Genomic DNA, 23,797 nt, shown 5'->3' on the forward strand with positions numbered 1-23,797 from the left:
GTTGGAGTGCCGAACGGCGACATGAATTCCGTCTGCCACATGGGGGCGGGATTCCAGAGAAAGGACGCCCCCGTGCGTAAGGTTTTTCAGGAAGAGCTGACCCAGGTCGGTGAGCAGCTGGTTGAGATTTCCAAGTTAGTCAGCGAGGCCATGGAGAAGGCCACCACGTCCTTCCAGGTTGCAGACGTTGATCTGGCCGAAGACGTCATTGCCGCGGACGCCCGGATCGACTTCCTGCAGAACAGCCTGGATGAACGCGCCATTGACATCCTCGCCCTGCAGGGGCCTGTGGCCAGTGACCTCCGGATGATCGTCGGTTCGCTCAGGATGAGCGCGTCCCTGGAGCGGATGGGTGACCTTGCCCGGCATGTGGCCCAGTTGGCCCGGCTGCGCTTCCCGTCGATGGTAATCCCCGCGTCCATGGCCGAGACGTTCAACAAGATGGCCGAACAGGACCAGCTGATCGCGGACAAGCTCACCGTGCTGCTGGAAACCCGGGACCTGGAAGTGGCCCGCGACATCCTGAAGGCCAACACCACCATCGATGACCTCCACCTGAGCGTCTTCAAGGCGATCGCCTCCCCCGACTGGGCCGAGTCCCCTGCCACCACCGTGGACGTTGCGCTCGCGAGCCGCTACTTCGAACGCTTCGCTGACCACGGCGTCTCCGTGGCCCGCAAGGTCACCTACCTGGTGACCGGCGAATGGCACCCGCAGGGCCTCTAACCCAAACTCCTGAGTTTTTGTCCACTTAATGCGGATTTCATGGCCGTTTGGACGGATTATCTGGACAAAAACTCCAAGGAACGTACGACGGCGGGCCGGTCACCCCGACGTGACCGGCCCGCCGTCGTTTGCTCTACTGCTGCGTTATTTCTTGCCCTGGTTAGCCACGGCCAGGATGGCTTCGGCGGCCGCGTCCGGGTCAAGGTACGTGCCGCCCGGCTTGGTCGGCTGGAAGTCCTCGTCCAGGTCGTAGACCAACGGGATGCCCGTGGGGATGTTCAGGCTGGCGATGGCGTCGTCGCTGATGCCGTCCAGGTGCTTTACCAGGGCGCGCAGGGAGTTGCCATGGGCGGTGACCAGGACGGTCTTGCCGGCCTTCAGGTCCGCCTTGATGTCCGATTCCCAGTACGGCAGGAGACGGACCAGGACGTCTTTGAGGCACTCGGTCCGCGGCAGGGCGTCACCGAGGTCCGCGTAGCGGGGATCGTGGGCCTGGGAGAACTCGCTGTCGTCCGACAGCGCCGGCGGCGGGGTGTCGTAGCTGCGGCGCCATTCCATGAACTGCTCTTCGCCGAACTCCGCCAGGGTCTGGGCCTTGTCCTTGCCCTGCAGTGCGCCGTAGTGGCGTTCGTTCAGGCGCCAGTCGCGCTTGACCCGGATCCAGCCGCGGTCCGCTTTGTCCAGGGTGATGTTCGCTGTGTTGATGGCGCGCTTGAGCAGTGAGGTGTACAGCACGTCCGGGAGGAGGCTGTTCTCCACCAGGAGCTCACCGCCGCGGGCCGCTTCCTCGCGGCCCTGGTCGTTCAGGTCAACGTCCACCCAGCCGGTGAACAGGTTCTTGGCGTTCCATTCGCTGTGGCCGTGGCGCAGCAGAATCAGCTTGTAAGTCATGATTTTCATCCTAATTGATCCGCCGAGGGTGCTGCCCGGCGTTACGTTCCGCAACCCGGGGTCACTTACGGCCCATGATGGGGCGGCGACTTGACGTTGCCGGCACCGGATGGGCCCCGCGTTGGAAGATACAGTGGGTCCGTGGTGCAAAAAGCTGAACGGGTGAGCGCTCCCCATAGTCGGAGCGGCAAACCCGTGGGAAATGTCACCCGCGGCACCACCAACCCCAACCGAATGCGCCGCGTGGACCGCTGGCTGACCGGCCCCCAGGCCTGGCGACTGCGCACCGCCGCGGACCCGTTGGTTGTGGACCTGGGCTACGGCGCGACGCCGGCCACCGCCGTCGAACTCTTTGACCGCCTCCGCGCCGCCCGGCCGGACGTACGGGTGTGCGGGATTGAAATCGAACCGGAACGTGTCCGGGCGGCCAAGCCGCTGGAGCGGCCGGGCCTGACTTTCCAGGTAGGCGGCTTCGAATTGCCCGTGCCCGGGCGCCCGGTGTTGGTCCGCGCCTTCAACGTCCTGCGCCAGTATGAAGAGGCTGACGTGGCGGGGATCTGGCGGCTGGTCCAGGACCGGCTCTCCCCCCGCGGCCTGTTTATTGACGGGACGTGCGACGAAATCGGCCGGCGGGTGACGTGGATTGCCTTGGATGCGGAGCGGCCCCTGTCCCTAAGCATGTCCGTGCGGTTCGGCAGCTTCGACCTGCCGTCGGACATTGCCGAGCGGCTGCCGAAGGCGCTTATCCATCGCAACGTTCCCGGCGAACCGGTCCACCGGCTGATGCAGGCCATGGACCGGGCCTGGCTGGAGTCAGCGCCGCTGGCCGCGTTCGGTATCAGGCCGCGCTGGCAGGCCATGTGCAAGGCAATGCGCGACGGCGGGTGGCCGGTTCAGGACGGTCCGTCGCGGTGGCGTCTAGGCGAACTGACAGTGGATTGGGAGGCTGTGGCACCTAACACTGGGGCGCCGAGCACGCGGGCCCAGAACTCCGGGGCGCCGGATACTGGGGCGCCGCGCGGTCACCAGCCGTAGGGCCCGGTGTTGCGGCTGCCGCCGCGCCCGGCGTCCTTGACGGCGGGGCGGACATCGGCGAGGTAGACAGAAGCCGCCACGACGGCGGCGAGCCCGAACAGTCCGAGCGTGCCGAAGACGCCGCCGCTGCTGAAGAGGGAGATGGAGCCGATCAGTGTGGCGCCGCCGGTCAGGGCCAGCCAGAACGTCTTGGTCCGTTTCCCGGTGGCTTCAAACGCGGCCGACTTGTGTCGGACACAGTCCAGCAGCGCCCACGCCTCAAGTCCCAATGCCACCAGGGCAAGGATAAAAAACACTGCCTGTTCAACAGGCCGAATAATCAGTTCACCGTCCACCGTCCAAGCCTAGCCGCCCAGCGAGTCCAGCGCCTGCTTCAAATCGGCGCAAAGGTCCTCAACATTCTCGATGCCCACGCTCAGGCGCACCAGGTTGTCCGGGACACTCAGCGGTTCGGCGGCGTGCCGGCGGCGCCGTTCGATCAGCGACTCGACGCCGCCCAGTGAGGTGGCAGGCAGCCAAAGCCGGAGTGCACGCACCAGTTTGTCCGCGGCGTCCGCTCCGTCCAGGCCGCCAACCGGCGCGATCTGGATGCAAAGGATCGACCCGAAGCCGCTCATTTGGGCCTTGGCCCGTTCGTGGCCCGGGTCTGTGGGCAGTCCGGGGAACCGGATTGCCTCTATGAGAGGGTGCACGCTGAGGCGTTCTGCCAGTACTGCTGCGGAGGCCTGGGACCGCTCCACCCGCAAGGCGAGCGTCCGGAGTCCGCGCAACGCCAGCCAGGCTTCGAACGGGCCGGCGATGCCGCCGTGGATGGTGCGGTTATGCAGTAGCGCCGCCCGAATGTCCGGGTTGGATGTCACCAGTGCGCCGAGGACGACGTCGGAATGGCCGGCCAGGTATTTCGTCACTGAGTGCAGCACAACGTCCGAGCCCAAGGCCAGCGGCTGCTGGACCAAGGGGGTGGAGAACGTGTTGTCCGTGACCACGATGGCGCCGACCGCATGGGCCGCGGCTGTCAGTTCGCGGATATCGGCAATCCCCAGCATGGGGTTGGTGGGGCTTTCCAGCCACAGCATCCTGGCCGCTTTGGCGTTCGGACCCTGCGGGGCCAACTGTGCTTTGACGGCGTCTGTGTCCGCGATGTCCACGGTCCTGAGCTCCAGGAACCCTTTCTGCGCCAGCTCAGTGGCCATCACCAGTGAGCCGGCGTAGCTGTGCGAGGGCATCACCAGGACTCCCCCAGCGGGCAGGAGGGACAGGGCGGAACTAACCCCCGCGAGTCCCGACGCGTAGAGCAGGCCGGGAAGCTCGGCACCTTCCAGCTGGCCCAGTACCTCCTCGAAGGGATCCCACGTGGGGTTGGCGTACCGGCCGTAGCCACGGTCGCCGTCGCTCAGTGCCCCGGTGCCGAAATAGGTTGAGGACATTACGATGGGCGGGTTGACCGGCTCGTCGTGTTCGCGCGGCGGCCGGCCGGCGGCAATCACCACGGTTTCGGCGGACAGGGACGCTGCGTGGGGTTCCGGGAGACTCATGGGGTAAGCGTACTTCGACGCGCTCGGGCGCTTGAAGTCGGTAGGCTGGAGCAGTGACCACCACCAACAGCCCTGGACTTTTCATCGCCTTTGAGGGCGGCGACGGCGCCGGCAAGTCCACGCAGGCGGCCCTGCTCGCCGAAGCCTTGGAATCCCGCGGCCTGACGGTCCTGCGGACCCGCGAACCCGGCGGGACGCCCATCGGCGAAAAGCTGCGTTCTCTGGTCCTGGACCACGGCCATGGCCACATTGACGCCCACACGGAGGCCCTGATCTTTGCGGCCTCGCGCGCAGCCCACGCCAGCCAGGTGATCCGTCCCGCGCTGGAGCGGGGCGAGGTTGTCCTGGCCGACCGTTACATCGACTCCTCCGTGGCGTACCAGGGGGCCGGGCGGAATCTGGGCGCCGACGTCGTCCGTTCGCTCAATGAATGGGCCACCTCGGGGCTGCAGCCCGATCTCACCGTGCTGTTGGACGTGGATCCGGCCGACGGCCGACGCCGTCGCACGGCCGGTGATGCCGCCGAGGACCGGCTGGAATCCGAAGCGGACGAGTTCCACACCACCATCCGCGAAGCCTTCCTGGATCTTGCTGCCAGCCGCCCGGACACTTATCTCGTCCTGCCCGCCCAATTGCCGGTCCACGACCTCGCGGCGCGGATCCTGACCCGCCTCGATGTCCTGCTGGCGGCTACCCGGGGTGCCGCATGACCGTATGGGACGACCTCCAGGGCCAGCCCGCCGTCGTCGAACAGCTACGGCAGGCGACGCTGGGTGAGGGACTCTCGCATGCCTGGCTGTTTACCGGGCCGCCCGGGTCCGGGCGCTCCAACGCCGCGAAAGCGTTCGCGGCTGCCCTCAACTGCGACCAGGACGACGTGGCCAGGCGCGGCTGCGGCGAATGCGCCCCGTGCCTGACCATCCTCGGCGAGACGCATTCGGACGTGACGTTCGTCAGGACCGAGAAAGTCACCATCACCATCGACGAAGCCCGTGACCTGGTGTCCACCGCAGGCAACCGGCCATCCTCCGGGCGGTGGCGGATCGTCGTGGTGGAGGACGCCGACCGAATGGCGGAACGCACCACCAACGTGTTGCTGAAGGCTATCGAGGAACCGACGCCGCGAACCATCTGGATGCTGTGTGCGCCGTCGCCCGCTGACGTGTTGGTGACCATCCGGTCGCGCTGCCGGGCCGTAGCCCTGCGGCTTCCCCCGGCCGCCGACGTCGCGGCTTTGCTGGTGAAGCGCGACGGCGTCGACCCGGCCCTTGCGGAGCGCGCGGCACGTGCGGCACAAAGCCATGTGGGGATCGCCCGGAGACTTGCGCGGGATCCGGAGGCGCGGCAACGCCGGCTGGAAACCGTGCGGTTCCCGCTCGGTCTTCGCGGCGTCACCGCGGCCGTAATGATGGCGGACAAGCTCGTCAAGATTGCCACCGCGGAAGCCAACAGTTCCAATGAAGAGCGCGACGCCGCCGAGAAGGCCGCGCTGCTGGCCACCCTGGGAGCCCCCGAGTCCGGGACGCTCCCGCCGGCCATGCGGAGCCAGATCAGGCAGCTGGAAGAGGACCAGAAACGCCGGGCGAAGCGGTCTATCACCGATTCCCTGGACCGGACCCTCACGGACCTGCTTTCGTTCTACCGGGACGTGCTGATTATCCAGCTGGGGAACAGTGTGGAGCTGGTGAACGTTGAACTCAGGGGTGAACTGGAGGAATTTGCCGGCCGGTCAGCACCCGAAACAACGCTTGCCCGCATGGACGCCATCAATAAAGCACGCCAACGCATCACCACCACCAACGTTGCTCCGCTATTGACCATTGAGTCCATGGCAGCCAGCCTGATCTAGCCCCTCCAAGGAGACTTCTCGAATGACTGCTCGCCCCCTGCCCGTTTACTCCCGATCCCTGGTGATTGGGCTGCGGGCTGCCGGCGCCCTGGTCCTTGCCACGACACTAGCATCGTGCAGCCTCCTCGGCGGCGGCAAACCGGACGAGGCACCTGCTACGGCCAAGGCGGATCCTTCCATTGTGGCTTCCGCCCCGGCCGGGCTCGACTCGTTCTATTCTCAGGAAGTGGTGTGGGAGCCCTGCGAGAACGGCTTCCAGTGCACCAATGTGACAGTGCCGGTGGATTATGCGAACCCTGACGGGGACACCATCCAGCTCGCTGCGCTGCGGGCTCCCAGCACAGCCAATAAGTCCGGGAGCCTGCTGGTCAATCCCGGCGGTCCCGGCGGCTCAGGCTACGACTTCGTCAAGGATGCCGCCGGAACTCATTTCTCCCAGTCCGTCCGGGCGAACTATGACCTGGTGGGCTTTGATCCACGCGGGGTCAAGCGCTCCTCCCCCGTGACCTGCATGTCCGATGCCGACCGGGACGCGGCGCGGGCCAAGATCTATGACCTGGAAACCGACGCGGGCCTCGCCGAGGTGCTGGCTGACAACAAAGCCATCGCCGCGCAGTGCGCGTCGCAGACGGGACCGGTCCTGGGCCATGTCGACACCATCAGCGCAGCCAAGGACCTGGACATCCTGCGAGCGGTGGTGAACGACGCCAAACTCAATTATCTGGGCTACTCCTACGGCACGTTCCTTGGCTCCACCTACGCCTCGCTGTTCCCCGACAACGTGGGCCGTATGGTCCTGGACGGCGCCCTTGATCCTTCCATCAGCAACGAAGAGCTGACCGGCGGCCAGGCCGTTGCCTTCGAGAAGGCCATCAGGGCCTACGTGTCCAAGTGCCAGCAGGGCGACGGCTGCCCCCTCAAGGGCACCGTGGACAACGGCATACAACAGATCCGCGACCTCATCAACGCGGTCCAAAACCGGCCTTGGCAGGCCAAAGACGGCCGCATAGTGAACGCCACCATGCTGGTCAGTGGCCTCATCACCCCGCTCTACAACGACCAGAGCTGGCCTGCGCTCACCCAGGCCCTCGAAGCAGCCCTGCGGGGTGACGCCAGCCTGATGCTCCGCCTGTCTGACCTCGGCGCAGACCGCGGCCCCAACGGGAAGTACACCTCCAACTCCACCTTCGCCTTCAGCGCCATCAACTGCCTTGACTACCCCATGGTCTCGGACACCGCGGCCATGCGCGCCGAAGAGCAGCGGCTGCGGCAGGCCTCCCCCACCCTGGGCTACTTCTTCGCCTACGGCGGCACCAACTGTGTGGACTGGCCCTATGACAGTGTGCGGACGCCGGCCCCGGTGAAATACACCGGCGACTCCCCGATCGTTGTAATCGGCACCACCGGAGACCCTGCCACGCCGGTGGAGTGGGCTGCCTCCCTGCGCAAGCAACTGGGGAACGCCTCGCTGATGACCTGGCAGGGCGAAGGCCACACGGCGTACGGCCGGGCGAACAGCTGCCTCGAGGATGCTGTGGACAGCTACCTCGTGGACGGCAAGGTTCCTGCCGACAACACGGTCTGCTGAGACGTCTGCCGGGTCCCATTTTGACCCGGACGGCGGGACTCTATTACAGTTGACTCTTGCATGAACCGCCCGGTTACGCCGGGAGATTCCATGCGGTGCTTCCTTAGCTCAGTCGGTAGAGCGTTTCACTCGTAATGAAAAGGTCATCAGTTCGATTCTGATAGGAAGCTCGGGATAAACCTCGTACGGCCCCTAGATTTGGGGCTTTACGAGGTTTTTCGCTGGTTAAGCTGGGAACTCCGTTTAAGGCCAGGGAACACTTTGAATTGGGCATGATGAGCGCGGTACCGGCTGGCGCGAACCGGAGGCGATGACGAGGCCGTCATACGGCAGCTCACCGCCCCCGTCCAGGCTAACCAGCCGGGCCTCGACATCCAGGCCGGTGGCGCTCACGCCGAGCACCTCCGTTGCTTCGTGGGTCGGCTCGGGGAGCTCGTGGGCCTGGAGGGCATAGTCGCCTTGCAGCAGCGCCTTGAACAGGGCAGGGCGGCCGTAGGGATGGTGGCGCTCGGCGCCCACAACAGTGAGCTCACCGTCGAAGCCGGTCGAGCGCAGCGAGTCGCAGGCCGTGAGTCCGGCGAGGCCGTTGCCAACCACCACTATTCTGCGGATGGTCATGCCGCCAATCGGAGCGCGGCGACAGGGCAGACCCGGACCGCCGCCTTGGCCGCCGGCAGCCTGCGCCGCGATCACCATTTCGGTGGTGCACGCCGGCGCCGCCATGAAGGAGCCGACGACGGCGGCACCGTCACGACAATTCGTGGTTCTGCTGTCCCAGGCTCCGGGCGCAGCTCCGAACACCCGCCATCAGTACACAGCTGCACGGCGCCCACACGCACTACGTCTCCCGCCAGCTCAACCGTGACGGAGTCGACCCAGCCGATCGCAGGACAGGCGGCCGAGCAACTGGCCACCGGCACACAGACAGCCAACAGCAGCCCCGCAGGCCGCACAACGAGTCCCCACACTCTTCCCATGCGGCCAGTGTAGGCCGTGCGCCTGCCCTGCGTCGCACGGCCCCCGCCTATGATGGCCAGCATGGATGACAAGGCGCTCACAGCCATCGCCCTGGAACTGTATGCCCTGCCATTCGACGAATTCATGGCCGCCCGGACGGCCGCGGCCAAGTCCGCCCCCGCCGCAGGTTCCGGTGCCGCAAAGGAACTCACGGCTGCCGTGAAAGCCCTGCCGAAGCCTTCAGTGGCGGCTTGGACCGTAAACATGATGGCAGTGCATGAGCCCACCGTGCTCGCCCGGCTCGCCGACCTCGGCCAGCGGATGCGCGCAGCCCAGGCATCCCTCAATGCCGCCTCCCTCCGCGAACTGGCGCGGGAGCGCCGCACCCTCCTGGCAGCCGCCGTCGAAACCGCGCGTTCTGTCGCGGAACGCCAGGGGCGTGCCATCAGCGCCACCATCGCCGCCGACGTCGAGCAGACGTTACGTGCGCTGACCGCCGATGAAGGAGCCGCGGCCGCCGTCCAAAGCGGAATGCTGGTCCAGGTGCTGTCCGCCGACGGTGTGGACACCGTGGATCTCGACGGCGCCGTGGCAGTCCCCGGCGCAGTGCCGGTGCCGCGCACCCCGGCACTGCCCACCACAGTGTCGCCGCATTCGGCCTCCGAGGCGGAGGCGGAACAACACCAGCGCACGACGGCGGCACCGGCCGCCCGCCTGCCTGCGGACCAGCCGCGCCTCAAGGCCGTCCGGGAGACTCCGCGGCCGGCGTCCCCTTCCGCCTTGGAGAAAGCCAGGGCCGCTTGGGCCGAAGCCAAGTCGGCGGAGGAGGAAGCCACGCAGTTTGCCGCCGAGCGCCAAAATCAGCTGGCGGAGGCTGCGTCCGACGTCTCGGAACTGACCCGCGAAACCCGCGACCTTCGGGCCCGGCTCAAAGCCGCCGAGGAAAAGCTGGACAGCGCCCGGAAACAACTCGCCACGGCCGCAGCCGAAGCCAAACAGGCTGCCAGGGCGGCCGGGAAGGCACAGCGTTCAGCGGTGCTCGCGCACGAGCGGGTGCTCCGGCTGGGCAACACGCGCGGCTGATGACCGGTGATTGTCAGACCCCGGTTGCACACTGGATTTATGGAAAACCAACTCGCTCACGAATTACACGTCACCTACTTCGACGCCGATTGTGGCCGGATCCGCAACGAAAGCTTCGACTCCCGGACGGAGGCCGAGCGTTTCGCTAGCCGGAGCTGCGTCGGCGAGGAATCCTGGGCCGTCATCGACGAAGTAGCGGTGGAACAGGCGCGCATCGCCGCCTGAGCCTGGATCCTGCACCACTTGACCGCTGGACCCCGGAGCAGTTGACGTTAGCCGGACAGACTTTCCGGCCTGCCGGCGGCGTCCTCGGCGAGGTGGCGTTCGGCGTCGGCCACTTGCTCAACCACCGATTCCGCACGGCGGCGCACTGACGCTGCCCCCACCGGGACAGGCCCGACGGCGAGCCGCAGCATGGCGGCGGCCTCGGCCGTGGTGGCCAGTGAGTTGCCGGCTTTGGACAGCGACCGGTGGACTCCGGCCAACGCTCCCGGAATGTCCAGCCCGTCGCTGGGCGAACGCCGCTGGGCCTTCACGCAGACCGTGCGGACGCGTTCCAGGAGCTCTGCCAGTTCATTGGCGATCTCCACGAGTTCGGTATACAGCTGCTCGTCTTCGACGCCCTCAAGTACTTGGTGATAGCGGTCAAGACCGCGGTGGAACCGGTCGTGGGCGCGGCGCCACAGGCCTTTGCCGAGCTCGGCATCGTCTTTGCGCCCCTGGCGGGCGGCCGTAAAGAATCCCACGGAAGAAGCCTAGAGGTACTGTCCGGGGCCGTGGTCCGGGTCTTCCGGACGGCCGGGCGTGGATGCGCCGGGACGTTGAGGGCCCGCGGTGGCCCGCTGCGGTTCGCCGTTCTCCCCGATAACGACCCCCGGGGCAATCATGGTGCCCGGGGGAAGCTGCTTCAGCTGCATCTGTGCGACGGCATGCTCCCGGGCGGCGTGCTGGGCGGCGATGGCCGTTTGGATGCCGTGGAACAGGCCTTCCAACCACCCAACGAGCTGCGCGTGTGCGATCCGAAGTTCCGCGTCCGACGGCGTGGCATCGTCCGGGAACGGAAGGCTGATCCGTTCCAGTTCCGCGACGAGTTCGGGGGCAAGCCCGTCTTCAAGCTCCTTGATGGAGCGCTCGTGGATCTCGGCCAGGCGTTCGCGCGCAGCGTGGTCCAGCGGAGCTGACTTAACCTCTTCAAGGAGTTGCCGGATCATGGTGCCGATCCGCATGACCTTCGCGGGCTCGTCCACGAGGTCCTGCAGGCTGCTGCCCTTGGCTTTGGCTGCTGCCGGGCCGGTAGCGGCCGGCCCGGTTCCGACGTGGCTGGCTGCGGCGGGCGCAACCGGTTCGGCGTCGTCGAGGGTCTTGCCCTCCACGGGGACATCATCAGGCTGAGTGCCGTTCGGATCGCTCATGCGTTCATACTCTCACGGGCCGGCCACGCCCGGTCCAGTCGATGACGGTCGACGGCGCAGGCCAGCAGGGCAGCGATAGTCGATGACGCCGCTACCGCGCATGATGCAGTCCAACCGATGAAGCCGGCCAGCCCGTGCAGGCTGGCCGGCGGCCAACGTCAGCAGCACCTGCCCTGCGGATTGGTGTCCTGGCGGTCCGTCCTGTCGCGCCAGAACTCCCGTTCGCTCAAGGGCGGTACCTGGTGTCCTGCTGCGCGGTGGTACTCGACATATTTCGTGTACGCATCCGCACCCATCACACCGCCAAGGTAGCGGGCGAACCCGCGGAATCCCGTTGCCAGGACGTCCAGGCCCGTACTCATCAGTGCCGTTCCCTTTCGAACCGGACGTGTGCCGGCAATTTGTTCCATTCAGCCATCAGTTCCCGTTCCGCCGGTGTGGGGATCAGTCCTGCCGGTGCAAAAACCTTGGAAGGCCGGGCTTCGTCCTCATGATTGGCGTTCGGGGTTCCCGCCTGGTGGTTGCGGAAGGCCTGGACGGTAGCCATGACAGCGGTGGCGATCACGATGATGCTCAGCACCACAAAGATGACGGACAGCCAGCCCTGGATGGCGGTGTTGCGCACCACGGCTTCCATGGCTGCAACACTCTTCGCAGTGCCGAATTCGGTCTTGCCGTCCGCAAGGGCCTTGCTGAAGGCTGCATTGTTGGCGAAGTAGCCGACGGCTGGCGTGGACGAGAAGATCTTCTGGTAGCTAGCGGTGATTGTCACTACCGCAGAAAATGCGAGTGGCACGGCAACGATCCACAGGTACTTGAATGTTCCGCGCCGGGCGACAATAGCCAGGCAGACAGACAGCGCGATGGCCGCCAGCAACTGGTTGGCGATGCCGAAGAGCGGGAAGAGCGTGTTGATTCCGCCCAGCGGGTCGGTGACGCCCATCAGCAGTACCGCGCCCCAGGCGGCCACCATAATGGCCGTGCACAGCCAGGCGCCGGGGCGCCAGGAGTGTTCCTTGAATTTCGGGGAGAAGTTTCCGATGGAATCCTGGAGCATAAAGCGCGCGACGCGCGTTCCGGCGTCGACGGCGGTCAGGATGAACAGCGCCTCGAACATGATGGCGAAGTGGTACCAGAACGCCATCATTGCCGTGCCACCGATGAACTGCTGCATGATGTGGGCCAGCCCCACCGCGAGGGTCGGTGCGCCACCGGTGCGGGAGATAATGCTTTCTTCCCCGACATTCCTGGCCGTTTCGGCCAGAAGATCGGGGCCGATATTCACGCCGCTCAGACCCAGGCCATTAACCCATGTGACGGCCGTTTCCACCGTTCCGCCGGTCAGTGCGGCAGGAGCGTTCATGGCGAAGTAGAGGCCGCGGTCAATCGAGATGGCAGCAACGAGGGCCATGATGGCCACGAAGGACTCCGTGAGCATCCCGCCGTAGGCGATGTAGCGGGTCTGGCGTTCCTTCTCAATCAGCTTCGGCGTTGTACCGGAGGAGATCAGGGCGTGGAAGCCGGATAGCGCCCCGCACGCAATGGTGACGAACAGGAACGGGAAGAGTGCCCCAGGAAAGACCGGTCCGTTGTCCCTGCTGGCGTATTCGCTGAAGGCCGGGACGCTGATTTCCGGGCGGACCACAATGATGGCCAGCGCGAGCATCACAATCACACCGATCTTCATGAACGTTGAAAGGTAGTCGCGGGGTGCCAGGAGCAGCCAGACCGGGAGGATGGCGGCGATGAAGCCGTAAACGATGAGTCCCCAGGCGATGGTCACCTTGTCCAGGGTGAAGAACGCGGCGCCCCATTCGGTCTCGGCCACGAGGCCACCGCCGATGATGGCTGCCATCAGCAGGACAAAGCCTATGAGGGACACTTCCATGACCTTGCCAGGCCGGAGTAGCCGAAGGTAGACGCCCATGAAGAGCGCGATCGGAATGGTCATGCCGACGGAGAAGACACCCCACGGGCTTTCCGCCAGGGCGTTGACAACGACGAGCGCCAGGATCGCGACGATGATGACCATAATCAGGAGGGTGGCTACCAGCGCAGCCGTACCGCCGACGACGCCGAGTTCCTCGCGGGCCATCTGGCCCAGGGAACGGCCGCCGCGACGCATCGAGAAGAACATCACCACGTAGTCCTGGACTGCACCGGCGAGCACAACGCCGATGATGATCCAAATAGTTCCAGGAAGGTAGCCCATCTGGGCGGCAAGGATGGGGCCCACCAAGGGACCTGCGCCCGCTATGGCCGCAAAGTGGTGGCCGAACAGGACGTTACGGTCGGTCCGGACGTAGTCTTTACCATCAGCTTTGTATTCAGCAGGCGTGGCGCGGCGGTCGTCGGGTTTGGTGATGCATCGCTCGATCACCTTCGAATAGAAGCGGTAGCCGATCAAGTACGTGCAGACTGACGCAAACACGAACCAGATGGCGTTGACTGTTTCGCCACGGATGATGGCCACCATGAACCAGGCCACACCACCGAGGAGGGCGATGGCGGCCCAGAGGGCAATCTTGGCCGGGGTCCATTTGTTCTCTTCAGCCTCGCGGACAGCGTCATCCACGGCAGTGGGCGGAAGTTCCGGACTGGCGGTCAGTGGGCCGCCCCGTTTCGCTGAACCTACCGGTTCCTCAGGCCTGTTGACCATGTCTCCTCCTTGAGAATTCCTGCTTCGACGGGTTGCTCCAAGGCACCCTACCAACGCGGCGCCGCCGCCAGGACGGCCCCATGCCGGCGCCGCGTGCCCGTGCGGCGAACGGCAGGCTGGAGGCGCTCAGTGACGGACCTCACGCCTCCCACGGTATGCCTGCCGCTGCCAATGGAAAAGACCCAACCAGGTAACAGATTCAGCGGCTGCCGCGCCCAGCCGATACTCAGGCCCCGCAGTACCAGGGCCAAGCAGTACCCGGGGCCAGCAGTACCCAGGCCCCGGAACTAGTCACGTCCCCACCTCCCGCCGGGACACCGGCAGCTTCGCCCGCGTAAACAGCCAGGCCAGGGCGGCGCCGGTCAGCGGCACCGCGAGCAGCAGAGCTGCCAAGTGCAGCCAGGGCATGACGGCGGCCCTCGCCATCCCGGTGGCTGTCACCAACAGAAGGGCAGGGATAACTCCGGCGACGCTTCCCAGCACCGTCCCCAAACCCGCGGTCATCAGAGCCTGGGATCCCGCGAGCGCTTTCCGCAAGCGCGGGGCTGCACCCACCCCGGCAAGCGTCACGTGGTCTTTCCGCGAGTCCGCCATGGACAGGCCCGTGGTGATGCCAGCCGGAGGTTGAAGTCCTGGAAAACATACCCGACGGCGCGGCGGCGCAGCCGGGCGAGTTCGTTCAGTCCCAGCCCGCCCAGGGGTGTCGACTCGACATAGACACCGCCCGACGTCGGCCGGTCCAGTCCCCCGGCCAGCGCCAGGAGGGAGGATTTCCCGGAACCGGACGGTCCCATCACGGCGACGAACTCACCCGCACTGATGGTGAGTCAACCTCGCGCAGGGCGGCCACCGCCGTCGCGCCTTCACCGAATGTCCGGCTGACCTTGGCGAGTTCCAGGACCTGCTGCGGCCCGCGGACGCTCATCGGCGGGTTTCCGCCGTGAGCGGGGCAGCCTCTTCCGTGGTGACCCCGTTGGACGATTTGCGTGCATTTCCTTGGCCGTTGGCGCCCTGGCCTGCGGCCTGTGCCTGCTGCACAATACGCGCCTCACACAGGTCCAGCCAGCGGACCTCCGCTTCCGTCTGGAAGATCAGCGAATCCAGGACCAGCAGCCACGCCGTGTCCGAAGCCCGCTGGGTGGCTGCCGTGTCGCGCCGGGACTTGGTGTAGTCCTGCAGCGCACGGATGGAGGCCACCCGCTGGGCTTGGATGATGGCCTGAACATCGACGCCTGGGAGGGTCACCGCGAGCGCGAGCTTGATGGCAAGTTCGTTGCGCGGCGGGTTGGCGCGTTCCACGGGAGCGGCAAACCAGCCCTGCACGTCCGCCTTGCCCGCGGCGGTGATGCTGTAGACCACGTGGCCTTCGCCGTCGCTGCCATCGTTGCTGACCAGGCCGTCGCGTTCCAGTCGGTCCAGGGTGGTGTACACCTGCCCGATGTTCAGCGGCCAGGTGGCTCCGGTGCGGTTCTCGAACTCGACCCTGAGTTGGTAGCCGTAACGCGGCTGGTCCTGCAGCAGGGCGAGGAGGCTGTGGCGGATGGACATGTCACTCCTGGCGGGGGCGTCAGCATCGGCAGGCACTGACCCCCAAGACTCGTGCATACCGCGTATGGAGCGAGCGTAGTCCAGCGTGGCCTGGGAAGCAATACTCAGTATTCATGCGGGGGTGCGCCACCCCGGCCCGCTACATGACCAGCAGGATCTTGCCCACGTGCTCGCCGCTGTCGAAGTACCGGTGCGCCTCGCTGACCTGGTCCAGCGGGAACGTTTTGGCCACCAGTGGCTGGATCCGGCCATCGGTGATGAGCGGCCAGACGGACTCCCGCACTGCATTCATGATGGCGCCCTTTTCCTCGACCGGGCGCGGCCGCAGGGAGGTGGCCACCACGGCAGCACGCTTCCGCAGGAGCAGGCCGAGGTCCAGCTCGCCCTTGACCCCGCCCAGCAGGCCAATCACCACAAGCCGGCCGTAGTCAGCGAGGGCATCCACGTTCTGGCCCAGGTATTTTGCGCCCACCACGTCAAGGATGACGTCGGCCCCCTTGCCGCCGTTCTGCCGGCGCAGACTGTCCGCGAAGTTTTCCTCTTTGTAGTTGATGGCTATGTCGGCGCCGAGGAACGCCTTGGCCGTGCCCACCTTCTCGTCCGTCCCGGCCGTGGCGGCTACCTTGGCGCCGAGCGCCTTGGCGAGCTGGATGGCCATGGTGCCGATCCCGCCGGTGGCGCCGTGGATCAGAACAGTCTCGCCGGCCTGCAGCTGTGCCGTCATGATCAGGTTCGAGTACACCGTGGCGGCCACTTCCGGCAGGGACGCGGCCGTGACCAGGTCAACGCCATCGGGAATTCTCAGGACCTGCTCCGCCCGCACGGCAACCTTTTCCGCGTAGCCTCCTCCGGCCAGCAGTGCCACCACCTTGTCACCCACGGAGAACGCCTTGGTGACGCCGGGACCGAACCCGGCGATCCTGCCCGAGACTTCCAGCCCGGGAATCTCGGAGGCACCTGGCGGCGGCGGGTAATATCCCCTGCGCTGCTGCACATCCGCGCGGTTCAGGCCGGCAGCGACGACGTCGATCAGCACCTCCCCGGGTCCGGGCACCGGTGCGTCCACCTCGCGGACTTCCAGCACTTCCGGACCGCCGGATTCTGCAATATAGACGGCTCTCATGGCGCACTCCCGTTTCTAGCTGATTCGTGGCCCGGAACCAGTGTGCACCGGACGCACGGCAGACTCTGTTTTGTTGCAGCCAACTGCCTATGAAACACTACTCGGTAGGGAAGGTTGTCCGAGCGGCCGAAGGAGCTAGTCTTGAAAACTAGTGTGCGGTAACCCCGTACCAAGAGTTCGAATCTCTTACCTTCCGCGAATGGAACCCCGGTTTGCCACCTAATGGCGGACCGGGGTTCCTTCGTTTCCGGGATGCAGCGCCGCCGGGACCGGCCCGCGGCCGACCCATTGCAACTGTCGGGGCCCCGGCATAGGGTCATTGCTGTTGCCACCTTCAACAGAAATGAGTCCACTATGCCTGCACCCGAGACCACCCCCGGCGCACCTTGCTGGATCGACCTCATGACATCCGATATCGCCAAGGCCCGCGAGTTTTACGGCGAACTTTTCGGCTGGGAGTTTCAGACCGGCGACGAAGAAAAGTACGGGGGCTACACCACGGCCCGGAAGAACGGCAAGACCGTGGCCGGCCTCATGCAGAAGGACGCGGAACAGGCCGGCATGCCCGATATGTGGTCCACCTACCTTCGCTCGGATGACGCGACGGCCACGGCGGAGTCGGTCAAAGCCAGCGGCGGGCAGGTGTATATGGAACCCATGGACGTTCCGGAGCAGGGACGCATGGCAGTCTTTGGCGACGTCTCGGGCGCGGCCATCGGCGTGTGGCAGCCCCGTGAAATGCGCGGCTATGAACTCGTTGCCGAGCCCGGCGCTGCCGCGTGGCATGAACTCCACACCAAGGATTACGACGCCGCCGTGAAGTTCTACCAGAACGTTTTCCAGTGGGACACCGATGTCATGAGCGACACTCCGGACTTCCGGTACACCACCCTGGGCGCCGGAAATGCAGCCAAAGCCGGCATCATGGACGCCTCCGGCTACCTCCCCGCCGAGGTTCCGTCCCACTGGCAGGTCTACTTCAACGTGGAGGACGCCGACGCTTCGATTGGGAAAGCCGTGGCCCTCGGCGCCACTGTCCTTGACGGCCCCGCAGACTCGCCGTTCGGACGCCTCGCTTCCCTGGCCGACCCCACCGGCGCGGTGTTCAAGATCATTGCCTAAGTAACTTCGCTCGACGAAATACCGGCCGGCAGCTCCAAAGAAGCTACCGGCCGGTAGTGTTTTGCCGCATGCACGTTCCACCGAATGCACGCGCGCGGCAGAGTCACCGCAGCTTCCCCCACCGGCGGTTTCGCCGGCTAATACATCCAGACCCCCGGCACCGGCGGGGACATCACCCCAGCCAGCCACACGGCGTCGGACGCCCTGTTTGTCTACTCCCCCGCCACCGCCGGTTCCGTGCAGTTCGGCGACTTTGTCCCGCCAACGCTCCCCCGCTGGCCGATGAGGACATGATCCTCACCGCGTTCATCTTCAAGAAGGCCGCTGCCGAACCGGTCGGCGAGTCCGTCATCCACAACGACACCCTGGCCTTCGCCAGTGCCCGCAAGCGCTCGCCCAGGCCTTCAAGCCGGTGGGGGCAGGGGATGACAAGACGTTCATCGCCATCGCCAACCACTTCAAGTCCGAGGGCTCGCCGCCCCCGGCTGACCCGTCGGACACGGACAAGGGCCAGGCGCGTCCAACCTCGCCCGCACCGCCCAGGCCACCTCGCTGCTGGCCTTCTCCGATGAGGTGCCCGCGGGTGGCAGCAGTTGACGCCATTGTGGAGAAGGCCCTCGCGGCCGCAGCCGAGATCGGCAACCAGCCGGTGGGTGCGCTCACCGCTGATATCACCACCGCCTTCACCGCGGACCCGGCCGGCGGACCGGCCAAGCGCGATGACCGTGCCAGCGAATCCACGCTGGGCAACCTCGTGGCCGACTCACGGCTGCCGAGTCCGGCACCGGGGTGAAAGCCGCGGTTCAGGTGGGCGCCAGCGGACCCGTAATACCGGTCTGCACGGCCCCGCTCCAGCCGAATAAGCGGTACGACGTCCTGGGCTGGCTCCGTTACGGCATCGCCTGGATCAAGTACCAGCAGTGCATGCGCGGATAGCCGCGCGCCGGCGCTAGCAGCCGCAGGCTCCAACAGCAGCAGGCGCAACGAAAGGCGCCCGTCCCCGACCGGATTCCGGCCAGGGAGGGGCTACTTCCTGTTCCCCCGAGTTTTTGTCCAGATAATGCGGTTTTCCGGGCGTTTGGGGGCATTATCTGGACAAAAACTCGGGGGGAGGGGCTGAGATATTTCGGTGCACCGCGTCCCCGTGTTAGGCGGCCCGCCAGCCGCCGGAACGGCGCTGCGACGACTAACTACGGATGTTTGATGCCATCGCCCAGAATGGCCTGCGCGATCTCGTCGGCGTCGCGGAGGGTCCGCTGCCCGCTCGAATAAACAGGGCCGCCCGGCTGAAGCGCTTCCGCGGCAATGGCGGTGCCCCACTGGGCGGCGGAGAGTTGCAGGCCAAGGATGTACAGCCCGTCAGTCTCCGAGCCGTTGGCCGCCAGCGGGCGGTACGGGTGCGGGGTGACGTCGAGCCCGGTCGCCTGGACCGGGGCGCCTTCGGCCGTCATCATCAGCCGGGGACGAACCATGCCCTCCGCCAGGAGTTGCTGCAGCAGCGGCGAATCGTTGGCGGACACGCGGTTGGCCGGCGCCAGGGCCTCCACCATGGTGGTGGCGGTTACCGGCGGTCCGCCCACCCACGGTGAGACGGCGGTAAAACAGCCTGCCCGCCGGTCCACGCTGAACCGGGGGTCGGGCCCCACGAAGCTGACCAGTCCGGCCCGCACCAGTGCTGCCAACTGCTCAGCGCGCAGTGCAGGCGGCCCGCTGGCCAGGCCCTCCACAAATGACTCGAACCAGCCACGCAGTCCGGCCACCCAGGACTCATCGGTGATACCGCCGTCGGCCACTGCCGTCTTCAGCACCGCACGTCCGTGATGCAGCGCGCCGATGGCCATCTTGACCGGGTCCTGCTCGCCGAGCGCGGAGCGGCGGGCGTCATCAAGGAGGTAATCTACGACGGCGGCGTCCAGTTCCGCGCGCGCCCCAAAGGACCGCCCGGCGAGGGGGGAGGCGAGGCCCAGCAGGTCCAGCCGGTGCCGCGGCCCGACATGCACGGCCAGGACGCTCTCCACGGCGTCTTCCCACTTGGTTGGGCTGTGGGCGTGCGGCCGCAGGGCCTCGTCCAGCGCCGCCAGGAACACCGGCACATCCTGGATGGACCCGGGCTGCGAGCGCACGAGGGTTGAATAGTAGGCCCAGAGGGTGTCGCGGTGCAGGAGCGGCCACAGGTCGTGGTCGAAGCCGGGGCGGATCCCGGCGGCTGCGAACCGTGCCAGCGCTGCCTCCGTGAGGTACCGCAACGTGACCGACGACGGGTAGTAGCCGTCCAGCGCGGCCTTGGCCCGGTAGGGGGTGCCGCGGCGGGAGGCGGCGACGATCAGTGGCTCCTGGCCGGAGGGCTGGTACTCAAGCATTGTTCCGGCATCGACGAACTTCCCGCCCCGGCCCTCGGTCAGCTGGCCCATGGCATCGAAGAAGTTCAGCCCCATGCCCCGGACCAGGACCGGTTCGCCGGCCGGGATGGCGGACCAGTCCACATCCGCGGGCACGGCAGGCGGGAAGTACCGCAGGCCCAGCTGCCCGGCTGAAGACTGGAGTTCGCGCTGCTCGGGGTTGAGTCGGGAGGGAATGTGCCCGAGCGCCAGCACCACGGAATCGACCGTGAGCGAAGTGTCGTTGGCGAGTCCGACGGCGAACCCGCCGGCGCCGGTTGGCCTGGCGCCGGTTCCGCCGTTTCCTGCCGAGCGCACCGACAGAGCCGCCGTTTCGTGGAAAACTACAGTGACGCCGTCGGGCAGCTGACCCAGAAGGTCCTCCACGGTGCAGCGCAGATAACGGCCATACAGGGCGCGGCTGGGAAAGTCACGGGACTCCAAGGCGGCCAGCTCGTCCAGCTCGTCCGGCGTCAGGGAGGGCACCGGGTCTAGGTGTTGCTGGGCCCGCCAGCGGTTGAAGGTGGTGCCGGCCAGAGGCAGAGCCAGTCGGGGGTCCTCGGGAATGACGGTGGGATAAAAGGACTGGGTGTTCATGAGGAAGAGCCGGGACTGCCGGGGCTGCCACACATGCCCCGGACCTGCCGGGTAGGGGTCGACGACGTCGATGTGGAGGGATACGGGGCCGGTGGCGGCTGCGGCATGGGCGAGCAGGCGCTCCAGCACACTGGTCCCCCGGGGGCCCGCGCCAATGATGGCTACCCGGATGCTCGTCGATTTACCCACGGCATCCAGAGTATCGGCACCGACCCCCGGCGCTTGACTTGCTTGCTGAGCGCAGATGTTGTTTGGATGGGGCGCATGACCACCACTGCAGCTGATCAATCGCCCGGTTCATCGTCCGCCACCTCCGGCTCTGGGGCCGCCACGCCCGCGGTTGCCCCCGAGCCCACTGATGAGAACGTGTGGCTGGAAGAAATCTACGGCGAGGAGACCCTGGCCTGGGTCAGGGAGCAGAACGCCCGCACCGAGGACCTCCTGGAGGACGCCGAGTACGCGGCCCTGGAGGGGAGCATCCTGGCGGTGCTGGATTCCACGGACAGGATCGCCATGGTGGGGAAGCGCGGCGATTGGTACTACAACTTCTGGAAGGACCAGACGAACCCAAGGGGGCTGTGGCGCCGCACCACGTGGGTGAGCTACCTCACCGACTCACCCGACTGGGATGTGCTGCTGGACGTGGACGCGCTGGCCGCCGACGAAGGAGTCGAGTGGGTGTTCCACGGCGCCACGTTCCTGCGCCCGGCCGCCGGCGAACGCTACCGGATTGCCCTGCTGGCATTCTCCCCCGACGGCGGTGACGCCAACCGCTACCGCGAGTTCGACGTCGACACCCGCATCTTCGTGGACCCGGCCAGCGGCGGGTTTGACCTCCCGACGGCGAAGGGGAACGTTTCGTGGCTTGACGCGGACACGCTGCTGGTCGCCTCCACCGCCGAAGGGCTGCCCGCGACGGCTTCCTCCTACGCCCGGACCGCCGTCACCCTGCGGCGCGGCGAATCCCTCGGTGGTGCACCGCTTTTGTTCGAGGTCCCCGAAGACCACATGATGGCCGTGGTGGCCCACGACTCCACTCCCGGCTTCGAGCGCACGTTCGCCGTGGATTACATCGACTTCTACAACCGCAGCACCTACCTCCGTTGGGACGATGCCTGGACAGAGATCGAGGCGCCCACCGACGTCAACCTCAGTGCCCACCGCGAATGGCTGCTGTTCCGGCCGCAGCAGGACTGGGTTCTTGAGGGCACCACGTATCCCGCCGGATCGCTGCTGGCCGCCAACTTTGCAGAGTATCTATCAGGCTCACGGAAGCTGTTGACTCTCTTCACTCCGGACGTCCACACCTCACTGCAGTCGTGGAGCTGGACGCGGAACTTCCTGCTGCTGAACCTGCTGCGCGATGTCTCCTCCGAAATCCGGGTGTTGGATCCTGCTGCGCCTGCTGCTGGTTTTGCCTCGGGTGCCGGCGCGTGGGCTTCGTCGCTGCTGGACGCCTGCCCGCCGCTGCACGACGTTAACGCCTACGCGGTGGACGATGAAGATGAAGGCCCCACCGACGGCGGTGCGGGCGACGATTTCTGGCTCGTCGCCACCGGTTTCACCACCCCCAGCACGCTGATGCGGGGAACCCTGGAGCGCGAGGCTGCAGCGAGCCGCGATCGTTCCGGAAGCAGTGCTGGGGTGAGCAGTTCTGTGGTGAGCCGGCACGCGGAAGTGAAGGCGTCGCCGTCGTTCTTTGACGACGCCAGCTACGAAGTGCAGCAGCACTTCGTAGTGTCCGAGGACGGCACCCGGGTCCCCTATTTCCAGGTGGCCTCCCGCAACCTGGTCGCGGACGGCCAGAACCCCACACAGCTTTCCGGCTACGGCGGCTTCGAAGTCTCCCGCACACCCGCCTACAGCGGAACCGTCGGCAGGGCCTGGCTGGAACGGCGGACGACGGCGACCGGCGCGGCGCCGCACTCCCGCGGCGGCGTCTTCGTGGTGGCGAACATCCGCGGCGGCGGCGAATACGGGCCGGGCTGGCACCGGGCCGCTTTGAAGGAGAACCGGCACCGGGCCTTTGAGGACTTTGCGGCAGTGGCCCGGCACCTCATTTCCCGCGGCGTCACGTCCCGTGAACGGCTGGGCTGCGTGGGCGGGTCGAACGGCGGGCTCCTGGTGGGCAACATGCTCACCACGTATCCGGAGCTTTTTGGAGCCGTGTCCTGCGGTGTCCCGCTGCTGGACATGAGGCGCTACACCAAGCTCTCCGCCGGGCACTCCTGGATCGCCGAATACGGTGACCCTGATGTGCCGGCGGAATGGGAGTACATCAAAACCTTCTCCCCCTACCACTTGCTGAAAGACGGCGTGGACTACCCCGAAACATTCATCTGGACGGCGACGTCCGACGACAGGGTGGGCCCGGTCCAGGCCCGCAAGATGGCTGCCCGCATGCAGGCCATGGGCATCCCGAACGTCTGGTTCCACGAGGCGCTCGAGGGCGGCCATGCCGGAGCGTCGGACAACCGGCAGGCCGCGGCACTCCAGGCCCGCAGCCAGCACTTCCTGTGGCGGACCCTCGCTGGCGGCTGATGTCCGGGCTGTCGGTGCGGCGGGCGGTCGGTGCCGACGTGGAACGGCTGGCAGAAGTCCATCTCCGCTGCTGGCAGGCGACGTACGGGGGCATGCTGTCCGACGCCTTCCTGGCCGCCGTGGATCCGGCAGGCCGGCTGGGTCTGGGGCGCCGGCTTCTCGAAGCTGCGTTGGGCACTAAAGCCGCGAGCCTGTGGGTTGCGGCAGACACCGGGAAGGCCACCGGCTTCTATACCGGTTCGGCTTTGCGGCCGACGGTGCCGAGGACCACATCACTGGCTGGGAAAACCTCCGCGAAGTCAGGATGGTCCGCCCCGTGCAGCCCGGCGGCTGAGGCAGATCGCGGCCGTGGGCAGGGCTGGGGCGGGCGGCTATCGGCGAGTATCGGGCAGGTTGACGGCCAGTTGTTGGCTGCCCGGGGCCGAACTCACGGCCGTTTTGCACTGCATGGCCGGTTCTGCGTATCCTTGGTGGGCTAGGAATAGCAATTGGAGACGTGCCAGAGCGGCCGAATGGGCTTCACTGCTAATGAAGTGTGGGGCACAACTCCACCGGGGGTTCAAATCCCCCCGTCTCCGCGTTCGGCCCCGGTCCTTGGACCGGGGCCTTTTGCGTTCCCGGGAACCGTTGAATTTCAGGGGCCACATGCCTTTCCAGGTACCGGTGCTTTCGCTCTCCTTCCCCAGGTACGTAGCAGTTGATGTCGTTTTGAGGGCTCATTACGACATCAGCTGCTGCCTAGTTTCAGCGATG

The 23,797-nt window shown here is 66.4% G+C and carries 25 protein-coding genes, 3 tRNA genes and 1 pseudogene; 15 read left to right on the forward strand and 14 right to left on the reverse strand.

Going from position 1 to position 23,797, the window contains the following annotated elements; all coding sequences use genetic code 11:
- Positions 1-72 precede the first annotated feature (72 nt).
- Positions 73-726, forward strand: a complete 654-nt coding sequence (gene phoU / locus ABIB27_RS14410) for a phosphate signaling complex protein PhoU (RefSeq protein WP_354216595.1) — start codon at positions 73-75, stop codon at positions 724-726.
- 144 nt (positions 727-870) lie between these two features.
- Here phoU and ABIB27_RS14415 read toward each other — a convergent pair whose 3' ends face one another.
- Positions 871-1,617, reverse strand: coding sequence for a phosphoglyceromutase (locus tag ABIB27_RS14415; protein WP_354216594.1), 747 nt, complete (start codon positions 1,615-1,617; stop codon positions 871-873).
- A gap of 141 nt (positions 1,618-1,758) precedes the next feature.
- Between ABIB27_RS14415 and ABIB27_RS14420 the strand changes: the two genes are divergently transcribed.
- Positions 1,759-2,652: a class I SAM-dependent methyltransferase gene (locus tag ABIB27_RS14420; protein WP_354216593.1), complete on the forward strand. Its 894-nt coding sequence runs from the start codon at positions 1,759-1,761 to the stop codon at positions 2,650-2,652.
- Here the strand turns inward: ABIB27_RS14420 and ABIB27_RS14425 are convergent.
- Together ABIB27_RS14425 and ABIB27_RS14430 are read right to left on the reverse strand one after the other, a co-directional pair.
- Positions 2,640-2,987 (reverse strand): DUF2516 family protein, encoded by a 348-nt coding sequence (locus ABIB27_RS14425; RefSeq protein WP_354216592.1) that lies wholly within the window; start codon positions 2,985-2,987, stop codon positions 2,640-2,642. The genes ABIB27_RS14420 and ABIB27_RS14425 overlap by 13 nt on opposite strands.
- Positions 2,988-2,996: 9 nt before the next feature.
- A complete protein-coding gene (locus ABIB27_RS14430) occupies positions 2,997-4,187 on the reverse strand; it encodes a trans-sulfuration enzyme family protein (RefSeq protein ID WP_354216591.1) in 1,191 nt (396 codons plus the stop codon).
- Between the two features lie 53 nt (positions 4,188-4,240).
- Between ABIB27_RS14430 and tmk the strand changes: the two genes are divergently transcribed.
- The 4 genes from tmk to ABIB27_RS14450 all read left to right on the forward strand — a co-directional run bounded on the left by tmk (position 4,241) and on the right by ABIB27_RS14450 (position 7,794).
- Positions 4,241-4,897, forward strand: coding sequence for a dTMP kinase (tmk, locus tag ABIB27_RS14435; protein WP_354216590.1), 657 nt, complete (start codon positions 4,241-4,243; stop codon positions 4,895-4,897).
- Entirely contained in the window at positions 4,894-6,036 is a 1,143-nt protein-coding gene (locus ABIB27_RS14440; protein WP_354216589.1) for a DNA polymerase III subunit delta', read from the forward strand. The genes tmk and ABIB27_RS14440 overlap by 4 nt, the downstream gene beginning before the upstream one ends.
- A gap of 22 nt (positions 6,037-6,058) precedes the next feature.
- Complete coding sequence (locus ABIB27_RS14445; RefSeq protein ID WP_354216588.1) at positions 6,059-7,624, forward strand: alpha/beta hydrolase; 1,566 nt, start codon at positions 6,059-6,061, stop codon at positions 7,622-7,624.
- Positions 7,625-7,721: 97 nt separating this feature from the next.
- A tRNA-Thr gene (locus ABIB27_RS14450) sits at positions 7,722-7,794 on the forward strand.
- Positions 7,795-7,867: 73 nt separating this feature from the next.
- On the opposite strand, the gene ABIB27_RS14455 is transcribed toward ABIB27_RS14450, so the two are convergent.
- Entirely contained in the window at positions 7,868-8,425 is a 558-nt protein-coding gene (locus ABIB27_RS14455) for an FAD-dependent oxidoreductase (protein ID WP_354254113.1), read from the reverse strand.
- Positions 8,426-8,662: 237 nt separating this feature from the next.
- Here ABIB27_RS14455 and ABIB27_RS14460 point away from each other — a divergent pair, with 237 nt between their 5' ends.
- Positions 8,663-9,664: a hypothetical protein gene (locus ABIB27_RS14460; RefSeq protein WP_354254115.1), complete on the forward strand. Its 1,002-nt coding sequence runs from the start codon at positions 8,663-8,665 to the stop codon at positions 9,662-9,664.
- Between the two features lie 39 nt (positions 9,665-9,703).
- The gene (locus ABIB27_RS14465) at positions 9,704-9,889 is read left to right on the forward strand and encodes a hypothetical protein (RefSeq protein ID WP_354254117.1); all 186 of its coding nucleotides are present in this window, start codon (positions 9,704-9,706) and stop codon (positions 9,887-9,889) included.
- 47 nt (positions 9,890-9,936) lie between these two features.
- Here the strand turns inward: ABIB27_RS14465 and ABIB27_RS14470 are convergent, their stop codons facing one another.
- The 8 genes and pseudogenes from ABIB27_RS14470 to ABIB27_RS14505 form a co-directional block, all read right to left on the reverse strand.
- Complete coding sequence (locus ABIB27_RS14470; protein WP_354254119.1) at positions 9,937-10,410, reverse strand: hypothetical protein; 474 nt, start codon at positions 10,408-10,410, stop codon at positions 9,937-9,939.
- Between the two features lie 9 nt (positions 10,411-10,419).
- The gene (locus ABIB27_RS14475; RefSeq protein ID WP_354216583.1) at positions 10,420-11,076 is read right to left on the reverse strand and encodes a bacterial proteasome activator family protein; all 657 of its coding nucleotides are present in this window, start codon (positions 11,074-11,076) and stop codon (positions 10,420-10,422) included.
- A gap of 158 nt (positions 11,077-11,234) precedes the next feature.
- Positions 11,235-11,438, reverse strand: coding sequence for a YbdD/YjiX family protein (locus ABIB27_RS14480; RefSeq protein WP_354254121.1), 204 nt, complete (start codon positions 11,436-11,438; stop codon positions 11,235-11,237).
- Entirely contained in the window at positions 11,438-13,735 is a 2,298-nt protein-coding gene (locus ABIB27_RS14485) for a carbon starvation CstA family protein (protein WP_354254123.1), read from the reverse strand. Before ABIB27_RS14485 ends, ABIB27_RS14480 begins: the two co-directional genes overlap by 1 nt.
- A gap of 291 nt (positions 13,736-14,026) precedes the next feature.
- Positions 14,027-14,305, reverse strand: a complete 279-nt coding sequence (locus ABIB27_RS14490) for a hypothetical protein (protein WP_354254125.1) — start codon at positions 14,303-14,305, stop codon at positions 14,027-14,029.
- Between the two features lie 50 nt (positions 14,306-14,355).
- Positions 14,356-14,660 (reverse strand): annotated as a pseudogene (locus ABIB27_RS14495) (ATP-binding cassette domain-containing protein); the annotation flags it as partial.
- Positions 14,657-15,283 (reverse strand): PadR family transcriptional regulator, encoded by a 627-nt coding sequence (locus ABIB27_RS14500; RefSeq protein ID WP_354216579.1) that lies wholly within the window; start codon positions 15,281-15,283, stop codon positions 14,657-14,659. The gene ABIB27_RS14500 and the pseudogene ABIB27_RS14495, both read right to left, overlap by 4 nt.
- A 139-nt stretch (positions 15,284-15,422) precedes the next feature.
- Positions 15,423-16,406, reverse strand: a complete 984-nt coding sequence (locus ABIB27_RS14505; protein WP_354216578.1) for an NAD(P)H-quinone oxidoreductase — start codon at positions 16,404-16,406, stop codon at positions 15,423-15,425.
- Between the two features lie 108 nt (positions 16,407-16,514).
- Here ABIB27_RS14505 and ABIB27_RS14510 point away from each other — a divergent pair.
- A tRNA-Ser gene (locus ABIB27_RS14510) sits at positions 16,515-16,602 on the forward strand.
- A gap of 158 nt (positions 16,603-16,760) precedes the next feature.
- Positions 16,761-17,528: a VOC family protein gene (locus ABIB27_RS14515; RefSeq protein WP_354216577.1), complete on the forward strand. Its 768-nt coding sequence runs from the start codon at positions 16,761-16,763 to the stop codon at positions 17,526-17,528.
- A gap of 212 nt (positions 17,529-17,740) precedes the next feature.
- On the opposite strand, the gene ABIB27_RS19470 is transcribed toward ABIB27_RS14515, so the two are convergent.
- Positions 17,741-17,884 (reverse strand): hypothetical protein, encoded by a 144-nt coding sequence (locus tag ABIB27_RS19470; RefSeq protein ID WP_502909226.1) that lies wholly within the window; start codon positions 17,882-17,884, stop codon positions 17,741-17,743.
- A 227-nt stretch (positions 17,885-18,111) separates the two neighbouring features.
- Between ABIB27_RS19470 and ABIB27_RS14525 the strand changes: the two genes are divergently transcribed.
- Together ABIB27_RS14525 and ABIB27_RS14530 are read left to right on the forward strand one after the other, a co-directional pair.
- The gene (locus ABIB27_RS14525; protein ID WP_354216576.1) at positions 18,112-18,321 is read left to right on the forward strand and encodes a hypothetical protein; all 210 of its coding nucleotides are present in this window, start codon (positions 18,112-18,114) and stop codon (positions 18,319-18,321) included.
- Positions 18,318-18,464, forward strand: a complete 147-nt coding sequence (locus tag ABIB27_RS14530) for a hypothetical protein (protein ID WP_354216575.1) — start codon at positions 18,318-18,320, stop codon at positions 18,462-18,464. Before ABIB27_RS14525 ends, ABIB27_RS14530 begins: the two co-directional genes overlap by 4 nt.
- 254 nt (positions 18,465-18,718) lie before the next feature.
- On the opposite strand, the gene ABIB27_RS14535 is transcribed toward ABIB27_RS14530, so the two are convergent.
- Entirely contained in the window at positions 18,719-20,692 is a 1,974-nt protein-coding gene (locus tag ABIB27_RS14535) for an FAD/NAD(P)-binding protein (RefSeq protein WP_354254127.1), read from the reverse strand.
- Positions 20,693-20,767: 75 nt separating this feature from the next.
- Between ABIB27_RS14535 and ABIB27_RS14540 the strand changes: the two genes are divergently transcribed.
- From ABIB27_RS14540 to ABIB27_RS14550, 3 genes are all read left to right on the forward strand, one after another.
- Complete coding sequence (locus ABIB27_RS14540; protein ID WP_354254129.1) at positions 20,768-23,044, forward strand: prolyl oligopeptidase family serine peptidase; 2,277 nt, start codon at positions 20,768-20,770, stop codon at positions 23,042-23,044.
- Entirely contained in the window at positions 23,020-23,523 is a 504-nt protein-coding gene (locus ABIB27_RS14545; RefSeq protein WP_354254131.1) for a hypothetical protein, read from the forward strand. Before ABIB27_RS14540 ends, ABIB27_RS14545 begins: the two co-directional genes overlap by 25 nt.
- A gap of 11 nt (positions 23,524-23,534) precedes the next feature.
- Positions 23,535-23,622: transfer RNA gene (locus ABIB27_RS14550), tRNA-Ser, on the forward strand.
- Positions 23,623-23,797: the final 175 nt, after the last annotated feature.

Source organism: Arthrobacter sp. UYEF21 (assembly GCF_040546085.1).
GTDB lineage: Bacteria > Actinomycetota > Actinomycetes > Actinomycetales > Micrococcaceae > Arthrobacter.

What these genes read in the sequence shown, in the direction of transcription:
- ABIB27_RS14415 (WP_354216594.1), bottom strand. Translation starts at nt 1,617, where the DNA reads ATGACTTACAAGCTGATTCTGCTGCGCCACGGCCACAGCGAATGGAAC.
- ABIB27_RS14540 (WP_354254129.1), top strand. Translation starts at nt 20,768, where the DNA reads ATGACCACCACTGCAGCTGATCAATCGCCCGGTTCATCGTCCGCCACC.
- ABIB27_RS14475 (WP_354216583.1), bottom strand. Translation starts at nt 11,076, where the DNA reads ATGAGCGATCCGAACGGCACTCAGCCTGATGATGTCCCCGTGGAGGGC.
- ABIB27_RS14485 (WP_354254123.1), bottom strand. Translation starts at nt 13,735, where the DNA reads ATGGTCAACAGGCCTGAGGAACCGGTAGGTTCAGCGAAACGGGGCGGC.
- ABIB27_RS14500 (WP_354216579.1), bottom strand. Translation starts at nt 15,283, where the DNA reads ATGTCCATCCGCCACAGCCTCCTCGCCCTGCTGCAGGACCAGCCGCGT.
- ABIB27_RS14445 (WP_354216588.1), top strand. Translation starts at nt 6,059, where the DNA reads ATGACTGCTCGCCCCCTGCCCGTTTACTCCCGATCCCTGGTGATTGGG.
- ABIB27_RS14430 (WP_354216591.1), bottom strand. Translation starts at nt 4,187, where the DNA reads ATGAGTCTCCCGGAACCCCACGCAGCGTCCCTGTCCGCCGAAACCGTG.
- ABIB27_RS14460 (WP_354254115.1), top strand. Translation starts at nt 8,663, where the DNA reads ATGGATGACAAGGCGCTCACAGCCATCGCCCTGGAACTGTATGCCCTG.
- ABIB27_RS14480 (WP_354254121.1), bottom strand. Translation starts at nt 11,438, where the DNA reads ATGAGTACGGGCCTGGACGTCCTGGCAACGGGATTCCGCGGGTTCGCC.
- ABIB27_RS14505 (WP_354216578.1), bottom strand. Translation starts at nt 16,406, where the DNA reads ATGAGAGCCGTCTATATTGCAGAATCCGGCGGTCCGGAAGTGCTGGAA.
- ABIB27_RS14515 (WP_354216577.1), top strand. Translation starts at nt 16,761, where the DNA reads ATGCCTGCACCCGAGACCACCCCCGGCGCACCTTGCTGGATCGACCTC.
- ABIB27_RS14465 (WP_354254117.1), top strand. Translation starts at nt 9,704, where the DNA reads ATGGAAAACCAACTCGCTCACGAATTACACGTCACCTACTTCGACGCC.
- ABIB27_RS14440 (WP_354216589.1), top strand. Translation starts at nt 4,894, where the DNA reads ATGACCGTATGGGACGACCTCCAGGGCCAGCCCGCCGTCGTCGAACAG.